Below are 14,576 nucleotides of genomic sequence, written 5' to 3'. Positions count from 1 at the left end.
CGTTTTCACGCAGTCCGATTGGGCGCCGTTGATGCGTTTTGGGTAACGCCCCATCCGAGCCTGACAGCCTGGAAGGCTGATTCGAATCTGCCGCGATGCATTGCTGGAATGCCGGGCTTGGGATTCGAAACAGATCTTTCAGGTTGCTGCAGCGCCCCTCGGACAGGTGGCGGGAACGCTCAGGCAGTGCCGAGCGGGTGAAGCTCGTTGATTATAGCCGCGCTGGTGGGCGAGCCCAAGGTTTTCCGTCGCGCTTGTCGGCTATTTGCAGGTGTTCAATGTCCGGTTTTATCGGCCCGATTGAAAATGCAGCCGCGACAACCTGCGCCGCGCTTTGCGATCATGGCCGGCGAACGATAGCGATGGACAAGGAGTGCGTATGAACTTCCACACACGCAAGTGGGTAAAGCCCGAAGACCTCAACCCCAATGGCACCCTGTTCGGTGGCAGCCTGCTGAAATGGATCGATGAAGAGGCCGCGATCTACGCCATCATCCAGCTCGGCAGCCAGCGCGTAGTGACCAAGCTGATCTCGGAGATCAACTTCGTCGCCTCGGCCCGGCAGAGCGACATCATCGAGCTGGGCATTACCGCTACGGAGTTTGGCCGCACCTCGATCACCATGCGCTGCGAAGTGCGCAACAAGATCACACGTAAAAGCATCCTGACTGTCGACAAGATGGTCTTCGTCAACATGGGTGAGGATGGCAAGCCGGCGCCGCATGGCAAAACCGAGATCACCTATATCAAGGATCAGTTCAAGGACTGATGTGCCCCTTGGCCAGTGCGACATCTCCTCGCACTTGGCCGTCGCTATGGCTCTCGTGATACTGGCGGTTTTGCTACGGGAAGTGCGATGCGTCAGGTTTTTTGGGTGGTGCTGGCTAGTGTGCTGTTAAACGGTTGTGGCGGTGCTGATTCTGATTCTCCGGAGGCTCGGCGCCAGGTGGTGTTCAAGCAGATGCTGCTCAGCAGTGAAGAGTTGGGCGGCATGCTGCGCGGTCGCCTGGCATTCAGGCCCGAACGTTTTGCCGAGTGTGCTAGGGAACTCAATAACCTCGCCGCGCTGCCCTGGCAGTATTTCCCGTCGCCGGAGGGTGATGAGCGCAGCACCGCGCGCCCGGAGGTCTGGGATCAGCACGCGCGATTCGAGGCATTTGCGCAGCAGTTGCAGGTCGCGACCGAGGCGCTGCAGTTGGCGGCGAGCATGCCGCAGGTTTCCGTGGATCAGCTGCAGCCTGCTTTGTGGCAGGTGGAGGCGGCGTGCAAGCGCTGCCACGAGGCATTTCGCGCCTACTGACGCTGGAAACCATCGACACCCGCTTCGCCCAATTGATCGGCCAGTGCCACTATCTCCTCATGCTGGAAAAATGCCTGTAACTGAGTTGCGCGAGTTGGCCCTATACCAGGTAGCGCTTGCCAGTCGCCTAGGCTGCGCTGGTGCAGTTGAGCCCAATTCTCGGCGGCCAAATTGTCCGGGTTGACCGGTGCTCCCAGCGCCCGTAACCAGTCATGAAAAGGTCGCTGTCGTGCTTCGGCGAAACGCTGGACGAGCGTGGTGGCGCTCTTTGCGCCGATGCCTGGCACGGCCAGCAACTGCTCTTCGCTCAGATGCAGCCAATCGAGCAGACCGTCAAGGTGCTGCGCCTCCAGCAGTTTCTCCCAGGTGCCGGCGCCGATGCCATGCAGATTCAGCGCCTGTTTGCCGCTGAGCCAGCTAAGGCGGGCGTGAAACTGGCTGGTGCAACCCTCTGAAGGGCGCAGGCAGCTCAGAGCGTGGTAGTCGTCGCTGTTTGGGGTAGTGAGCGGCGAGCGGATGGTGGCCTGCAACACTACGCTTTCCAGCTTGGGAATGGTTTGCCCTGCGAGGCGAATGGCGACCTGGTCGCCAGGGCGGATGTCCAACTGCTGCCAGCGTTCCAGTGAACCGACGCTGACCCCTCGAATGGTGCGGTCATCCAGGTTCACAGGCTGTAAGCGCAGCAGCGGGGTGATACGGCCGGTGCGGCCAATGCTGAACTCCACGGCCTCGACCAGTGCCAGGGCCTCGCTGGCCGGGTGCTTCCAGGCCGCCGCCCAGTGCGGCGGCTCGGCCCGCCAGCGTTCTCCCGCGGGCCGTTGACCCTGGCGCAGCACCACACCATCGGTAGCGAAGGGCAAAGGGTTGCGATACCACTGCTCTCGCCATCGACGGGCGTCGGCGATGTTGCCCGCCTTCTGACTGTAGGTGCGACTGTCGTGAAAGCCCATCTGCACGAGGCCGTCCAAGCGCTGCTGCATCTCGGCAGGGCCGTTTGGCCAATCCCAGACGAACAGGCCGATGGTGTCTGCCTGAGTCTGCTGTAAGTCCTGGCGGGCCATCAAGCCCGACACCGTGCTGCGTGCCGTAGAGCTGCCATGCTTGGCTTGCACATGGTTCTGAACCTGCAAATAAAGCTCGCCCTGCAAGATGATTTCCGCCTGTTCACTCAGATGCTTTGGTATTGCGTCGATACGAGCCGCTTGCGCTGCCCAGTCCTGGCCAGTGTCGCCATCCCCGCGGCTGATCACCTGCTGCAGGCGGCCTGCGCGGTAGAGTAGGGTGACGGCCACGCCGTCGACCTTCGGTTGAATCCACAGGTCATTGCGCGATGCCATCCACTGGCCGACATCGCGATCACTGGCCAGTTTGCGCAAGCCCGTTTGCGCTACGGGGTGTTGAATCGGCCCCTGCGCGCCGCGTAGCGGGTTGGCGGTACCCTCCTTGCCGCAGCGCTGCCAGTGTTCCAGTCGGGCGCGAGCCTGGTCATAGAGTTCATCGCTGACGGGCGAGCGGCCCTGGCGATGGTAGGCGTCGTCCCACCTGGCGACCTGTTCGGCTAGTACTTTGAGTTGGCTGCTGTGAGCCGCTGTCTGCTCTGGGCAGCTATCGGCGTGGGCGGCTGCAGGTAGCAATATGCTGAGGGCAATAGCGATCCAGGCTTTCATGGGCGGAGCATCCGTGCTCGGGTGGAGTTATTAGGCTAGTCGTTGGGCAGGGAAAAATGGGGGCTGGCCGACATTTCCTGTTGGTGGTGCTTTGTTACCGCAAATGTCCGGTGATAAAGTCCGCGCCCCCCGCACACCAAACGGACTTGCCCGGCGGCGGGGTGTATAGCCGGGCCTCATCTCTGGAGGTCTAGAGTCTCATGCGTATTTCTATCCTGTTGTGCTCCGCTGCTCTGGCCGTTGCCAGCTCTTTTGCCCACGCAGCTGAAGACACCCAACTCAAGTGCCAGCAGAAGATCTCGGCCAACGCCGAGAAGATCGCTCAGGTCAAACAGCTGGCTGGTTTGCTCGGCAACAAGCAGGCTGACGACGCTATTGCGCAGGTCGAGGGCGGCTGTGATCAGCTTGGCGCCAACGCTGCCTCTTCCAGCGAAACCGTCGCGCAAGCCCAGGGCGACAGCAAGGCTGAAAACATCGCTGCTGCTGCAGAAACCCTGAAAGGTCTGGGTTCGCTGTTCGGCAAGTGATTACGCGGCCCGCTTTGCGGGCATGAAAAAGCCTCCGTGGACTCGCCGCTCACGGAGGCTTTTTTGTATCTGTCGCTGAGGCAGCCCAGAGAGCTGTCTCGCGATGATTTGCCCTGAGCTTACAGGCCGGCAGCGGCGCGCAGTTCGGCAGCCTTGTCGGTTTTTTCCCAGGTGAAGCTGGTGAAGCTGTCGTCGCCGACGGTCAGCTGCTGCGGCTCGCGGCCGAAGTGGCCGTAGGCTGCAGTCGGTTGATACATCGGGTGCAGCAGGTCGAGCATCTTGGTGATGGCGTACGGACGCAGGTCGAACACGTCACGCACCAGCTTGATGATGGTCTCGTCCGCCACCTTGTTGGTGCCGAAGGTGTTGATCGAGATGGAAGTCGGCTGGGCCACGCCGATGGCGTAGGAAACCTGAATCTCGCAGCGCTCGGCCAGGCCGGCAGCGACGATGTTCTTGGCCACGTAACGGCCTGCGTAGGCAGCCGAACGGTCGACCTTGGATGGATCCTTGCCGGAGAACGCGCCGCCGCCGTGGCGGGCCATGCCGCCGTAGCTGTCGACGATGATCTTGCGGCCAGTCAGTCCGCAGTCGCCCACCGGGCCACCGATCACGAAGTTGCCGGTCGGGTTGATGTGGTACTGGGTGTCCTTGTGCAGCAGCTCGGCTGGCAGGCTGTGCTTGATCACCAGCTCCATCACTGCTTCACGCAGGTCGCTCAGGGAAACGTCCGGGTTGTGCTGGGTGGACAGCACGACTGCGTCGATACCGACCACTTTGCCGTTTTCGTAGCGGCAGGTGACCTGGGATTTCGCGTCCGGGCGCAGCCATGGCAGCAGGCCGGATTTGCGCGCTTCGGCTTGGCGCTCGACCAGCGCGTGGGAGAAGCGAATCGGCGCCGGCATCAGCACGTCGGTTTCGTTGCTGGCATAACCGAACATCAGGCCCTGGTCGCCAGCGCCCTGGTCTTCCGGCTTGGCGCGGTCGACACCCTGGTTGATGTCCGGGGACTGCTTGCCAATGATGTTCATCACGCCGCAGGTGGCGCCGTCGAAGCCGACGTCGGAGCTGGTGTAGCCGATGTTGCAGATCACGTCACGGACGATCTGCTCGAGGTCGACCCAGGCGCTGGTGGTCACTTCGCCGGCGATGATCGCCACGCCGGTCTTGACCAGGGTTTCCACGGCCACGCGGGCGTGTTTGTCTTGAGTGATGATGGCGTCGAGCACGGCATCGGAAATCTGGTCGGCGATCTTGTCCGGGTGGCCTTCGGACACGGACTCGGATGTAAACAGGGAGTATTCGCTCATCTATCGATTGTCCTGGCGAGTGAGGGCCTTTCGGCCACGTACGGGAGTGATGGCGTGCGCTGGAAGTGGCGCACCTGAATTTGAAAACCATTGCGCAGGCCGACATAAAGGCTCTCGCCTTGCGTCAGGCCGGCGGCGAGCGCCCAGTGGGCCAAGTCGTCCTGTTCGAAGCCCAGCCAGAGATCGCCGCAGGTGTCGCGGGCCCAGCTCTGGTTGTGGCTGCACAGTTCTGTAATCAGCAGGCTGCCGCCAATGTTCACGCGGCCTGCCAGCGTTTGCAGGGCCTGAGCCGGTGCGGCGAAGTGATGCAGCACCATGTTCAGCACTACGCAGTCTGCGCTCGGGTAGTCATCGAGCAAGGCATCGGCGAGTTGCAGCTGAACGTTAGTCAGGCCGTCTCTCTCGCAGCGCAGGCGGGCCAGTTCGAGCATCGCCGGACTGTTATCCAGCGCGGTGACTGCGCTGAAACGACGCGCCAGCTCGGGCAGGAAGCTGCCATCGCCAGGGCCGATCTCCAGCGCACGGGCGCCAGCAGGAAAGTCCAGTGAGTCGAGCAGGGCCAGCACGCTGTCACGGTATTGCGGCAGCCCGGCGATCAAGTCCTGCTGGGCCTGGAAGCGCTCGGCGCTGCGGGCGAAAAAATCCTGACTGGCGGCCGCGCGTTGCTGGTGCACCTGGGCGATGCGTTCGCGCACTTCGAGCGGCAGTGCAAGCCGGTCGACTTCCTGGAGCAGGGCGCCGTGCAGCGTGCCGCCGACGGTTTCCATCTGCGCCAGGGCGCGACGATAGAAGATCGCATTGCCTTCCCGGCGCGTCGCCACCAGCCCGGCCTGGGCCAGCACCTTCAAGTGGTGGCTCATGCCGGACTGGCCGATGGCGAAGATCTGCGCCAGTTCGAGTACGCCGAACGAATCGTTGGTCAGTGCGCGCAAAACATTCAGGCGCAGCGGATCGCCCGCGGCCTTGCAAAGGGCGGCGAGAGCATCGGCGGGCTCGAAGTCGAGCTGGGAGGCGCGCAAGGTCATAAGCCGCGCAGTCTAGTCGGTGATTTTTTGTCCAGCAAGGCCAATATCAAAAAGTTTTGATATTGGCCTTCTTTGCGCTTTTGCCCGGTTCATGGCGACGCTTGATAAACCGCTTCGCCTGCAGTGGCTGATTACTTTTATCGAGGAAAACCGCGGGAATCGTTCGGCTAACGACCATCTGTCATTGCCCCCGCAGTGCCTGCTGGGCGAAAATGGCCGCCTTTTTCGACCTAGCTGCCTCGGCAGCCCCCGCAGGAGATTCAGCGATGCCCAGCCGTCGTGAGCGTGCCAATGCCATTCGTGCCCTCAGCATGGATGCTGTGCAAAAAGCCAACAGCGGCCACCCCGGTGCCCCGATGGGCATGGCGGACATCGCCGAAGTGCTGTGGCGCGACTACCTGAAACACAACCCGGCCAACCCGAAATTCGCTGACCGTGACCGCTTCGTGCTGTCCAACGGCCACGGTTCGATGCTGATCTATTCGTTGCTGCACCTGACCGGTTACGACCTGTCGATCGACGACCTGAAGAACTTCCGTCAGCTGCACAGCAAGACCCCGGGCCACCCGGAATACGGTTACGCGCCAGGCGTCGAGACCACCACCGGCCCGCTCGGCCAGGGCATCGCCAACGCCGTGGGCTTCGCGCTCGCCGAGAAAATCATGGCGGCGCAGTTCAACCGTGACGGCCACAACATCGTCGATCACCATACCTACGCCTTCCTGGGCGACGGTTGCATGATGGAAGGCATCAGCCATGAAGTCTGCTCCCTGGCCGGCACCCTGGGCCTGGGCAAACTGATCGCCTTCTACGACGACAACGGCATCTCCATCGATGGCGAAGTACACGGCTGGTTCACCGACGACACCCCGGCGCGCTTCGAAGCCTACGGCTGGCAGGTGATCCGCAATGTCGACGGCCACGATGCCGAAGAAATCAAGATGGCCATCGACACGGCGCGCAAATCCAGCGACCGTCCGACGCTGATCTGCTGCAAGACCATCATCGGTTTCGGCTCGCCGAACAAGCAGGGCAAGGAAGAGTCCCACGGTGCGGCCTTGGGCCATGACGAAATCGCTCTGACCCGCGCTGCCCTGAACTGGAACCACGCGCCGTTCGAAGTTCCGGCCGACATCTATGCCGAGTGGGATGCCAAGGAAGCCGGTCTGGCTGCCGAAGCCGAGTGGGATCAGCGCTTTGCTGCCTATTCCGCCGCCTACCCGGAGCTGGCCAACGAATTCATCCGCCGTATGGCCGGCGATTTGCCTGCCGACTTCTCCGCCAAGGCCAGCGAGTTCATCCGCGCCGTGGCCGAGAAGGGCGAAACCATCGCCAGCCGCAAGGCCAGCCAGAACTGCCTGAACGCCTTCGGTCCGCTGCTGCCGGAACTGCTCGGCGGCTCGGCTGACTTGGCCGGTTCCAACCTGACCCTGTGGAAAGGCTGCAAGCCGGTGGTTGCCGAGGATGCCTCGGGCAACTACATGTACTACGGCGTGCGCGAGTTCGGCATGAGCGCGATCATGAACGGCGTCGCCCTGCACGGCGGCCTGGTGCCTTACGGCGCGACCTTCCTGATGTTCATGGAATACGCCCGCAACGCGGTGCGCATGTCGGCGCTGATGAAGCTGCGCGTGCTCTACGTATTCACCCACGACTCCATCGGCCTGGGCGAAGACGGCCCGACCCACCAGCCGGTCGAGCAACTGACCAGCCTGCGTACCACGCCGAACCTGGACACCTGGCGCCCGGCGGATACCGTCGAAGCCGCAGTGGCCTGGAAGCATTCGGTCGAGCGCAAGGACGGCCCGAGCGCGTTGATCTTCTCCCGCCAGAACCTGCCGCATAACCTGCGTGACCATGAAACCGAGGCGTCCATCGCCCGCGGTGGTTATGTGCTGAAAGACTGCGCCGGCGAGCCGGAGCTGATCCTGATCGCTACCGGTTCGGAAGTCGGTCTGGCCATCCAGGCTGCCGACAAACTGACCGAGCAGGGCCGCAAGGTTCGCGTGGTGTCGATGCCGTCGACCAACGTCTTCGACCAGCAGGACGCCGGCTACAAACAGTCGGTGTTGCCGCTGCAGGTCACTGCACGTATCGCCATCGAAGCCGCCCATGCCGACTTCTGGTACAAGTACGTCGGCCTCGAAGGCCGTGTGATCGGCATGGAAACCTACGGTGAGTCGGCGCCTGCCGGCCAGCTGTTCGAGCACTTCGGTTTCACCGTCGAGAACATCATCGGCACTGCCGAAGAACTGCTCGACGCCTGACCCTCGTCAGCCAGGGCGAACCTGCGCGGTTCGCCCTGGTTCATGCTCGACTCGCTCCGAGATCGCCATGTCCCATCGCCCTTACCGCGTTGCCCTGAACGGCTATGGCCGCATCGGCCGTTGCGTGCTGCGTGCCTTGCACGAGCGGGTGGGCGAGGCGCGTTTGCAGATCGTCGCGCTCAATGACCTGGCCGATCAGGCCAGTATCGAATACCTGACTCGCTTTGACTCCACTCATGGGCGCTTTCCCGGTGAGGTGAAAGTGGCGGGTGATCATCTGCACATTAATGGCAAGCCGGTGCAGGTTCTGCGTCAGCGCGAGCCCGAGGGCGTCGACTGGGCAGCGTTGGATATCGACCTGTTACTTGAGTGCTCTGGCCAGTACACCACTCGTGAGCAGGCCGAGCGTTTTCTGCAGGCGGGGGCACCGCGGGTATTGCTGTCGCAGCCGATGGCCAGCGACAGCGATGTCGACGCTACGGTGGTTTACGGCGTCAACCAGCAGTGCCTGACCGGCCGCGAGCGTCTGGTATCCAACGCCTCGTGCACCACCAACTGCGGCGTGCCGCTGCTCAAGCTGCTGAACGAGGCGGTGGGGCTGGACTACATATCCATCACCACCATCCACTCGGCGATGAACGACCAGCCGGTGATCGATGCCTATCACGACGAAGACCTGCGCCGTACGCGTTCGGCGTTCCAGTCGGTGATTCCGGTGTCCACGGGCCTGGCTCGCGGCATCGAACGCCTGCTGCCGGAACTTGCCGGACGAATTCAGGCCAAAGCCATTCGGGTGCCGACGGTCAACGTGTCCTGCCTGGATATCACCTTGCAGACCGCCCGCGATACCAGTGCCGAAGAGATCAACCGGATCTTGCGACAGGCCGCCGAACAGGGGCCGCTGCAAGGTCTGCTGGCGTACACCGAGTTGCCGCACGCCAGTTGCGACTTCAACCATGATCCCCATTCGGCCATCGTCGACGGCAGTCAGACGCGGGTTTCCGGGCCACTCCTGGTCAACCTGCTGGCCTGGTTCGACAACGAATGGGGCTTCGCCAACAGAATGCTCGACATGGCTGTGCATTATCTCGATGCCGCCGCTCACTTATCACCAGCCCCTGTTAAGGACTGACTCAATGACCCTGAACATCGCGAAAATGGCCGACCTTGATCTGCAAGGCAAGCGCGTGCTGATCCGTGAAGACCTCAACGTGCCGGTCAAAGACGGCGTGGTAAAGAGCGATGCGCGTATTCTCGCCGCACTGCCGACCATCAAGCTGGCCCTGGAAAAAGGCGCCGCAGTGATGGTCTGCTCGCATCTTGGCCGCCCGACCGAAGGCGAATTCAGCGAAGAGAACAGCCTGGCGCCAGTGGCTTCCTACCTGAGCAAAGCCCTGGGCCGTGACGTGCCGCTGATCAAGGATTACCTCGACGGCGTCGAGCTTAAAGCCGGTGATCTGGTGCTGTTCGAGAACGTACGTTTCAACAAGGGCGAGAAGAAAAACGCCGATGAGCTGGCCCAGCAATATGCCGCCCTGTGCGACGTATTCGTGATGGACGCCTTCGGTACCGCGCACCGCGCCGAGGGTTCGACCCATGGCGTAGCCAAGTTCGCTAAGGTTGCCGCTGCCGGCCCGCTGCTGGCTGCCGAGCTCGATGCGCTGGGCAAGGCCCTGGGCGCACCGGCTCAGCCGATGGCCGCAATCGTTGCCGGCTCCAAGGTGTCGACCAAGCTGGACGTGCTGAACAGTCTCAGCAGCATCTGCGATCAGCTGATCGTTGGTGGTGGCATCGCCAACACCTTCCTCGCCGCGGCCGGTTACCCGGTCGGCAAGTCGCTGTACGAAGCTGATCTGGTTGACACTGCCAAGGCCATCGCCGCCAAGGTCAGCGTGCCGCTGCCAGTCGATGTAGTGGTCGCCAAGGAGTTCTCCGAAGCCGCTACCGCGACCGTCAAGGCCGTAGCTGACGTCGCTGACGACGACATGATTCTCGACATCGGTCCGCAAACCGCCGCGCAATTCGCCGAGCTGCTCAAGGCCTCGAAGACCATTCTATGGAACGGTCCGGTCGGCGTGTTCGAGTTCGACCAGTTCGGGGAAGGTACCAAGGCCCTGGCCCTAGCCATCGCCGAAAGTCCAGCGTTCTCGATTGCTGGTGGTGGTGACACCTTGGCAGCCATCGACAAGTACGACGTGGCCGAGCGCATTTCCTATATTTCCACCGGCGGCGGTGCGTTCCTCGAGTTCGTCGAAGGCAAAATCTTGCCAGCGGTTGAAGTGCTGCAGCAGCGCGCAGCCAAGTAAACGGCTAAACCTTGGCCGGCGCAGGCGGTCATTACCTTGTATGGAAATTAGCCAGCAAGGAGTGACCTCATGCGTAACGCAGCCTTGGTACTGATGGTGTGTGTGGTTCTTGGCGGATGTGCAGGTGGTGGATCGACACGCGATGATGCGTGCAGTGTGTTGAAGCCGGCGGAAATCGATCTGCCCACTACGCGCGAAGATCAGCGCATCGAAGGGCACAGTACCGGTGACTCGACGCCGCCTGTAGGCGAGCAAAACTGCTAGAACAAGGAGAGTGCGATGAACCGTTATAAATGTGCTGGTGCGTTGCTCGGCCTGGCCATGCTCACCGGTTGTGCCGGCAAGGACTACGCCGAGAGCCAGCAATGGAATCGCTGGGTCTGTGACAGCCAGGCTGAAGTGTTCTGGCGTTACGCCGATCCGGCCCATGAAAAGGTCGATGTGCGCATGGGTGGCAGCGATGTCGTCCATCGTTTGAGCCTGGAGCCTTCCGGCTCCGGTGAGTTGTACAGCGACGGTACGCTGTCCTTCCATGCCAAGGGCGAGGAAGGCTTGGTCTACCGCACCGCCAATGATGATTTGCTGGGGCGTGGCTGCAAGGCGCCCTGAATGACGAGCGAGCGGCCATTGTCGCTCGCGGAAATTTGAACAGAGCCTGCCGCTGCGGCAGGCTTGCACGATTCACGAGCCCTATCGGGAGATAGCAAAACATGGCACTTATCAGCATGCGCCAGATGCTCGACCACGCCGCCGAATTCGGCTACGGCGTGCCGGCTTTCAACGTCAACAACCTCGAGCAGATGCGCGCCATCATGGAAGCCGCCGACAAGACCGATTCGCCGGTCATCGTCCAGGCCTCCGCTGGTGCTCGCAAATATGCTGGCGCGCCGTTCCTGCGTCACCTGATCCTCGCTGCCATCGAAGAATTCCCGCACATCCCGGTGTGCATGCATCAGGATCACGGCACCAGCCCGGACATCTGCCAGCGCTCCATTCAACTGGGCTTCAGCTCGGTAATGATGGACGGCTCGCTGAAAGAAGACGGTAAAACCCCGGCCGACTACGAGTACAACGTGCGCGTCACGCAGCAGACGGTTGCCTTCGCTCACGCCTGCGGCGTGTCGGTTGAAGGTGAGCTGGGCTGCCTGGGTAGCCTGGAAACCGGTATGGCCGGTGAAGAAGACGGCGTTGGTGCAGAGGGCGTGCTCGACCACAGCCAACTGCTGACCGACCCGGAAGAAGCGGCTGACTTCGTCAAGAAGACCCAAGTCGATGCCCTGGCCATCGCCATTGGCACCAGCCACGGCGCTTACAAGTTCACCAAGCCGCCTACCGGTGACGTGCTGTCGATCGAGCGCATCAAGGCGATCCACAAACGCATCCCTAACACTCACCTGGTGATGCACGGTTCCAGCTCGGTACCGCAGGATTGGCTGGCGATCATCAACGAGCATGGTGGCGAGATCAAAGAAACCTACGGCGTGCCGGTCGACGAAATCGTCGAAGGCATCAAGTACGGCGTGCGCAAGGTCAACATCGACACCGACCTGCGCCTGGCCTCCACCGGTGCCATTCGCCGCTTCCTGGCCGAGCACCCGAGCGAGTTCGACCCGCGCAAATATTTCGCCCATACCATCACCGCCATGCGCGATATCTGCATCGCTCGCTACGAAGCCTTCGGCACCGCCGGCAACGCCTCGAAGATCAAACCGATCTCCCTGGAAGGCATGTTCCAGCATTACGCCAAAGGTGAGTTGGCCGCCAAGATCAACTGATCAGAGCGTTTAGCACAACCTAAAAAGCCGCTTGCCCGTGATGGGCAAGCGGCTTTTTTATGCGGCTGCTTTCTGTGCTTAGGGCTGCGAATGATGATCGGTGCTGGCAGCAATCTTTGCTCTCGCCGCGATTTCCTTCCGCTGCGTAAAACCATGTAAAACTCCTGTGCCGCCATGTTGCGGGTGCTGCGCCATACTGCCGCCACGCGCTTCAGGATGTCGGCTCCCATGCCTCAAAACTCTCGCCTCTGGCTGCCGTTCGGCTTGGCCGTTCTCGTCGCCACCCTGCTTGGCAGCATCGTCCAGACCCAGTTCAATCTCGCCGCTCTACAGCAGCTCGGCGCCAGTATTTCTCCGGGTGTTCGCGCGCAAGCCACCTTGCATGATCTGCTGGGTTTCAGCCCTACTTTCGCTGCCCTGGTGATCGCTGCGTTCATCGTCGCGTTGCCATTTACCGCCTGGGCGGCGCCGGTTTGCGGCCTGTTGCGCTGGCTGGCGTTTTCTCTCGCTGGAGCCTTGGCGGTTTGGCTGGCGCTCACCACAGCCAATGCCCTCGCGCCGATGCCGACCCTGATCGGTGCCAATCGCACCTTGGCCGGCACGCTGGCGCTGATGCTTTGCGGCAGCCTGGGTGGCCTGGTGTTCGCGCGTTACAGCGGCGCCTCGCGCTGATGAACGCTTCTCCAAACAAAGGTGTGATGTTGAAAGCTGCCTTGCTAGTGGTGGGGCTGTGTGCGGCAGCGCTGGTTCACGCCGATTATCGGATCGAGACCGTCACCGACGGGCTGGCGCATCCCTGGTCGTTGGCGTTCCTGCCCGATGGCCGCATGCTGGTCACCGAACGCACCGGGCAGCTGCGCCTGATCGATGCTGGGGGCAAGCTGCAGGCTGAGCCCGTGCGCGGAATGCCGACGCCCTTCGTGGCCACTCAAGCCGGCTTGATGGAGGTGGCGCTGGATCCGCACTTCGCCACGGACCCGTGGATTTATCTGAGCTACGCCCATGGCGATATCGATGCCAACAACACGCGACTGGCCCGTGCTCGTTTGGTTGACGGTGAGCTGCGCGACTTCGAAGTGCTGTTCACCGCCCAGCCGGCCAGGGCCGGCGCCTCGCATTACGGCGGGCGCATCGCCTTTCTGCCTGACGATACGCTGGTGCTGACATTGGGTGATGGCTTCGATTGGCGTGAGCAGGCGCAGAACCCGGCCAATCACCTGGGCAAAACCGTGCGCCTCAATCGTGACGGCAGCATCCCCGCAGACAACCCATTGCGCAGTCAGCCCGGCGCTGCCAAGGAGATCTACAGCCTGGGTCACCGCAACGTGCAGGGCATCGTCTACGATCGCCAGCGCAAGCGCCTGTACAGTCACGAACACGGTCCCAAGGGAGGCGACGAGCTGAACCTGCTGCAGCCTGGCGGGAACTACGGTTGGCCGTTGGCATCCTTTGGTGTCGATTACACTGCCGCGATGGTCACGCCATTCACCGAGCTGCCTGGCTATCTGTCGCCGGAACTGCACTGGACGCCATCGGTGGCTCCGTCCGGGCTGGCACTTTATACCGGCGATCGTTTCCCGCATTGGCAGGGCGACCTGTTCGTCTCCACCCTCAAGGAAAAGAGCGTGCGCAGGGTGCGTCTGGAGAAAGGGCGTTTGGCGGGCGAGGACATTCTGTTCCAGGAGTTGGACGAACGCGTTCGCGGCGTATACGACGGGCCGGATGGAGCGCTATATCTGCTCACCGACAGCGAGGATGGCCGCCTGCTGCGGGTCGTGCCGCTGTAGGGTCTGTTGCCGTTTCACGCACGGCAACGCGGCTCGCGTTGAAACGGTAACAGACCCTACGTTAAGGCATAATCTGCCGCCAGCCTTTCACCGTGAACGAACATGACGCCGCTGAAGTATCTCCAGGGTTACCCCGCCTCCTTGCAGGAGCAAGTCCGCCAGATGATCGCTGGCGAGCGCCTGGGTGATTACCTGGCGCAGCGTTACGAGGGCCGCCACGCGATCCAGAGTGACAAGGCGTTGTACGCCTACGTCATGGCGCTCAAGCAGGAACACTTGAAGAACGCGCCGGCCATCGACAAGGTGCTGTTCGACAATCGCCTCGATCTCACCCATCGCGCACTCGGCTTGCATACCACCATCTCGCGGGTGCAAGGCGGCAAGCTCAAGGCCAAGAAAGAGATTCGTGTCGCCTCGCTGTTTCGTGAAGCGGCGCCGCAGTTCCTGCAGATGATCGTTGTCCACGAGCTGGCGCACCTGAAGGAAAACGATCACAACAAGGCGTTCTACAATCTCTGCGAATACATGCTGCCGGGCTACCAGCAGCTGGAGTTCGACCTGCGCCTGTACCTGACCTGGCGTGACCTGCAGTCGAATACGCCAGCGTGATGC

General features: G+C 62.0%; 16 protein-coding genes and 1 riboswitch. Of the genes, 12 read left to right on the top strand and 4 right to left on the bottom strand.

Going from position 1 to position 14,576, the window contains the following annotated elements; genetic code table 11:
- Positions 1-13: 13 nt before the first annotated feature.
- Positions 14-166, bottom strand: a riboswitch (S-adenosyl-L-homocysteine riboswitch).
- A 213-nt stretch (positions 167-379) separates the two neighbouring features.
- Together BUC40_RS04475 and BUC40_RS04470 are read left to right on the top strand one after the other, a co-directional pair.
- Positions 380-769, top strand: coding sequence for an acyl-CoA thioesterase (locus BUC40_RS04475; RefSeq protein WP_073263000.1), 390 nt, complete (start codon positions 380-382; stop codon positions 767-769).
- 87 nt (positions 770-856) lie between these two features.
- Positions 857-1,300 (top strand): c-type cytochrome, encoded by a 444-nt coding sequence (locus BUC40_RS04470; protein ID WP_073262998.1) that lies wholly within the window; start codon positions 857-859, stop codon positions 1,298-1,300.
- Here the strand turns inward: BUC40_RS04470 and ligB are convergent.
- Positions 1,294-2,967 carry an NAD-dependent DNA ligase LigB gene (gene ligB, locus BUC40_RS04465; RefSeq protein ID WP_073262996.1) on the bottom strand — a complete coding sequence of 558 codons (1,674 nt, stop codon included), beginning with the start codon at positions 2,965-2,967 and terminating at the stop codon, positions 1,294-1,296. The genes BUC40_RS04470 and ligB overlap by 7 nt on opposite strands.
- 200 nt (positions 2,968-3,167) lie before the next feature.
- Here ligB and BUC40_RS04460 point away from each other — a divergent pair, with 200 nt between their 5' ends.
- The gene (locus BUC40_RS04460) at positions 3,168-3,494 is read left to right on the top strand and encodes a hypothetical protein (RefSeq protein ID WP_073262994.1); all 327 of its coding nucleotides are present in this window, start codon (positions 3,168-3,170) and stop codon (positions 3,492-3,494) included.
- Between the two features lie 119 nt (positions 3,495-3,613).
- Here BUC40_RS04460 and metK read toward each other — a convergent pair whose 3' ends face one another.
- Positions 3,614-4,804 (bottom strand): methionine adenosyltransferase, encoded by a 1,191-nt coding sequence (gene metK, locus BUC40_RS04455; RefSeq protein ID WP_073262992.1) that lies wholly within the window; start codon positions 4,802-4,804, stop codon positions 3,614-3,616.
- Positions 4,801-5,829: an ArsR/SmtB family transcription factor gene (locus BUC40_RS04450; protein ID WP_073262990.1), complete on the bottom strand. Its 1,029-nt coding sequence runs from the start codon at positions 5,827-5,829 to the stop codon at positions 4,801-4,803. Before BUC40_RS04450 ends, metK begins: the two co-directional genes overlap by 4 nt.
- A 266-nt stretch (positions 5,830-6,095) precedes the next feature.
- Between BUC40_RS04450 and tkt the strand changes: the two genes are divergently transcribed.
- The 6 genes from tkt to fba all read left to right on the top strand — a co-directional run bounded on the left by tkt (position 6,096) and on the right by fba (position 12,177).
- Positions 6,096-8,096, top strand: a complete 2,001-nt coding sequence (gene tkt, locus BUC40_RS04445) for a transketolase (RefSeq protein WP_073262988.1) — start codon at positions 6,096-6,098, stop codon at positions 8,094-8,096.
- Positions 8,097-8,163: 67 nt separating this feature from the next.
- Positions 8,164-9,228 (top strand): erythrose-4-phosphate dehydrogenase, encoded by a 1,065-nt coding sequence (gene epd, locus BUC40_RS04440; protein ID WP_073262986.1) that lies wholly within the window; start codon positions 8,164-8,166, stop codon positions 9,226-9,228.
- A 4-nt stretch (positions 9,229-9,232) separates the two neighbouring features.
- A complete protein-coding gene (locus BUC40_RS04435) occupies positions 9,233-10,402 on the top strand; it encodes a phosphoglycerate kinase (RefSeq protein WP_425272906.1) in 1,170 nt (389 codons plus the stop codon).
- Between the two features lie 69 nt (positions 10,403-10,471).
- Positions 10,472-10,666: a hypothetical protein gene (locus BUC40_RS04430; RefSeq protein ID WP_073262984.1), complete on the top strand. Its 195-nt coding sequence runs from the start codon at positions 10,472-10,474 to the stop codon at positions 10,664-10,666.
- 15 nt (positions 10,667-10,681) lie between these two features.
- Positions 10,682-11,011: an MliC family protein gene (locus BUC40_RS04425; RefSeq protein WP_073262982.1), complete on the top strand. Its 330-nt coding sequence runs from the start codon at positions 10,682-10,684 to the stop codon at positions 11,009-11,011.
- Between the two features lie 101 nt (positions 11,012-11,112).
- Entirely contained in the window at positions 11,113-12,177 is a 1,065-nt protein-coding gene (gene fba, locus BUC40_RS04420; protein ID WP_073262980.1) for a class II fructose-bisphosphate aldolase, read from the top strand.
- Here the strand turns inward: fba and BUC40_RS22620 are convergent.
- On the bottom strand, positions 12,141-12,407 hold the full coding sequence (locus tag BUC40_RS22620) for a hypothetical protein (RefSeq protein WP_139272106.1): 267 nt from the start codon (positions 12,405-12,407) through the stop codon (positions 12,141-12,143). The two genes, fba and BUC40_RS22620, sit on opposite strands and share 37 nt — an antisense overlap.
- Between BUC40_RS22620 and BUC40_RS04415 the strand changes: the two genes are divergently transcribed.
- The 3 genes from BUC40_RS04415 to BUC40_RS04405 all read left to right on the top strand — a co-directional run bounded on the left by BUC40_RS04415 (position 12,406) and on the right by BUC40_RS04405 (position 14,573).
- Positions 12,406-12,849 carry a hypothetical protein gene (locus BUC40_RS04415; protein WP_073262978.1) on the top strand — a complete coding sequence of 148 codons (444 nt, stop codon included), beginning with the start codon at positions 12,406-12,408 and terminating at the stop codon, positions 12,847-12,849. The genes BUC40_RS22620 and BUC40_RS04415 overlap by 2 nt on opposite strands.
- Positions 12,850-12,875: 26 nt before the next feature.
- The gene (locus BUC40_RS04410) at positions 12,876-13,964 is read left to right on the top strand and encodes a PQQ-dependent sugar dehydrogenase (RefSeq protein WP_073262976.1); all 1,089 of its coding nucleotides are present in this window, start codon (positions 12,876-12,878) and stop codon (positions 13,962-13,964) included.
- Between the two features lie 102 nt (positions 13,965-14,066).
- Positions 14,067-14,573, top strand: coding sequence for a M48 metallopeptidase family protein (locus BUC40_RS04405; RefSeq protein ID WP_073262974.1), 507 nt, complete (start codon positions 14,067-14,069; stop codon positions 14,571-14,573).
- Positions 14,574-14,576 lie beyond the last annotated feature (3 nt).

Origin of the sequence: Phytopseudomonas punonensis, from assembly GCF_900142655.1 — a bacterium.
GTDB lineage: Bacteria > Pseudomonadota > Gammaproteobacteria > Pseudomonadales > Pseudomonadaceae > Aquipseudomonas > Aquipseudomonas punonensis.
The sequence above is the reverse complement of the archived record's forward strand: the minus strand, read 5'-3'. Positions and strand labels throughout refer to the sequence as shown.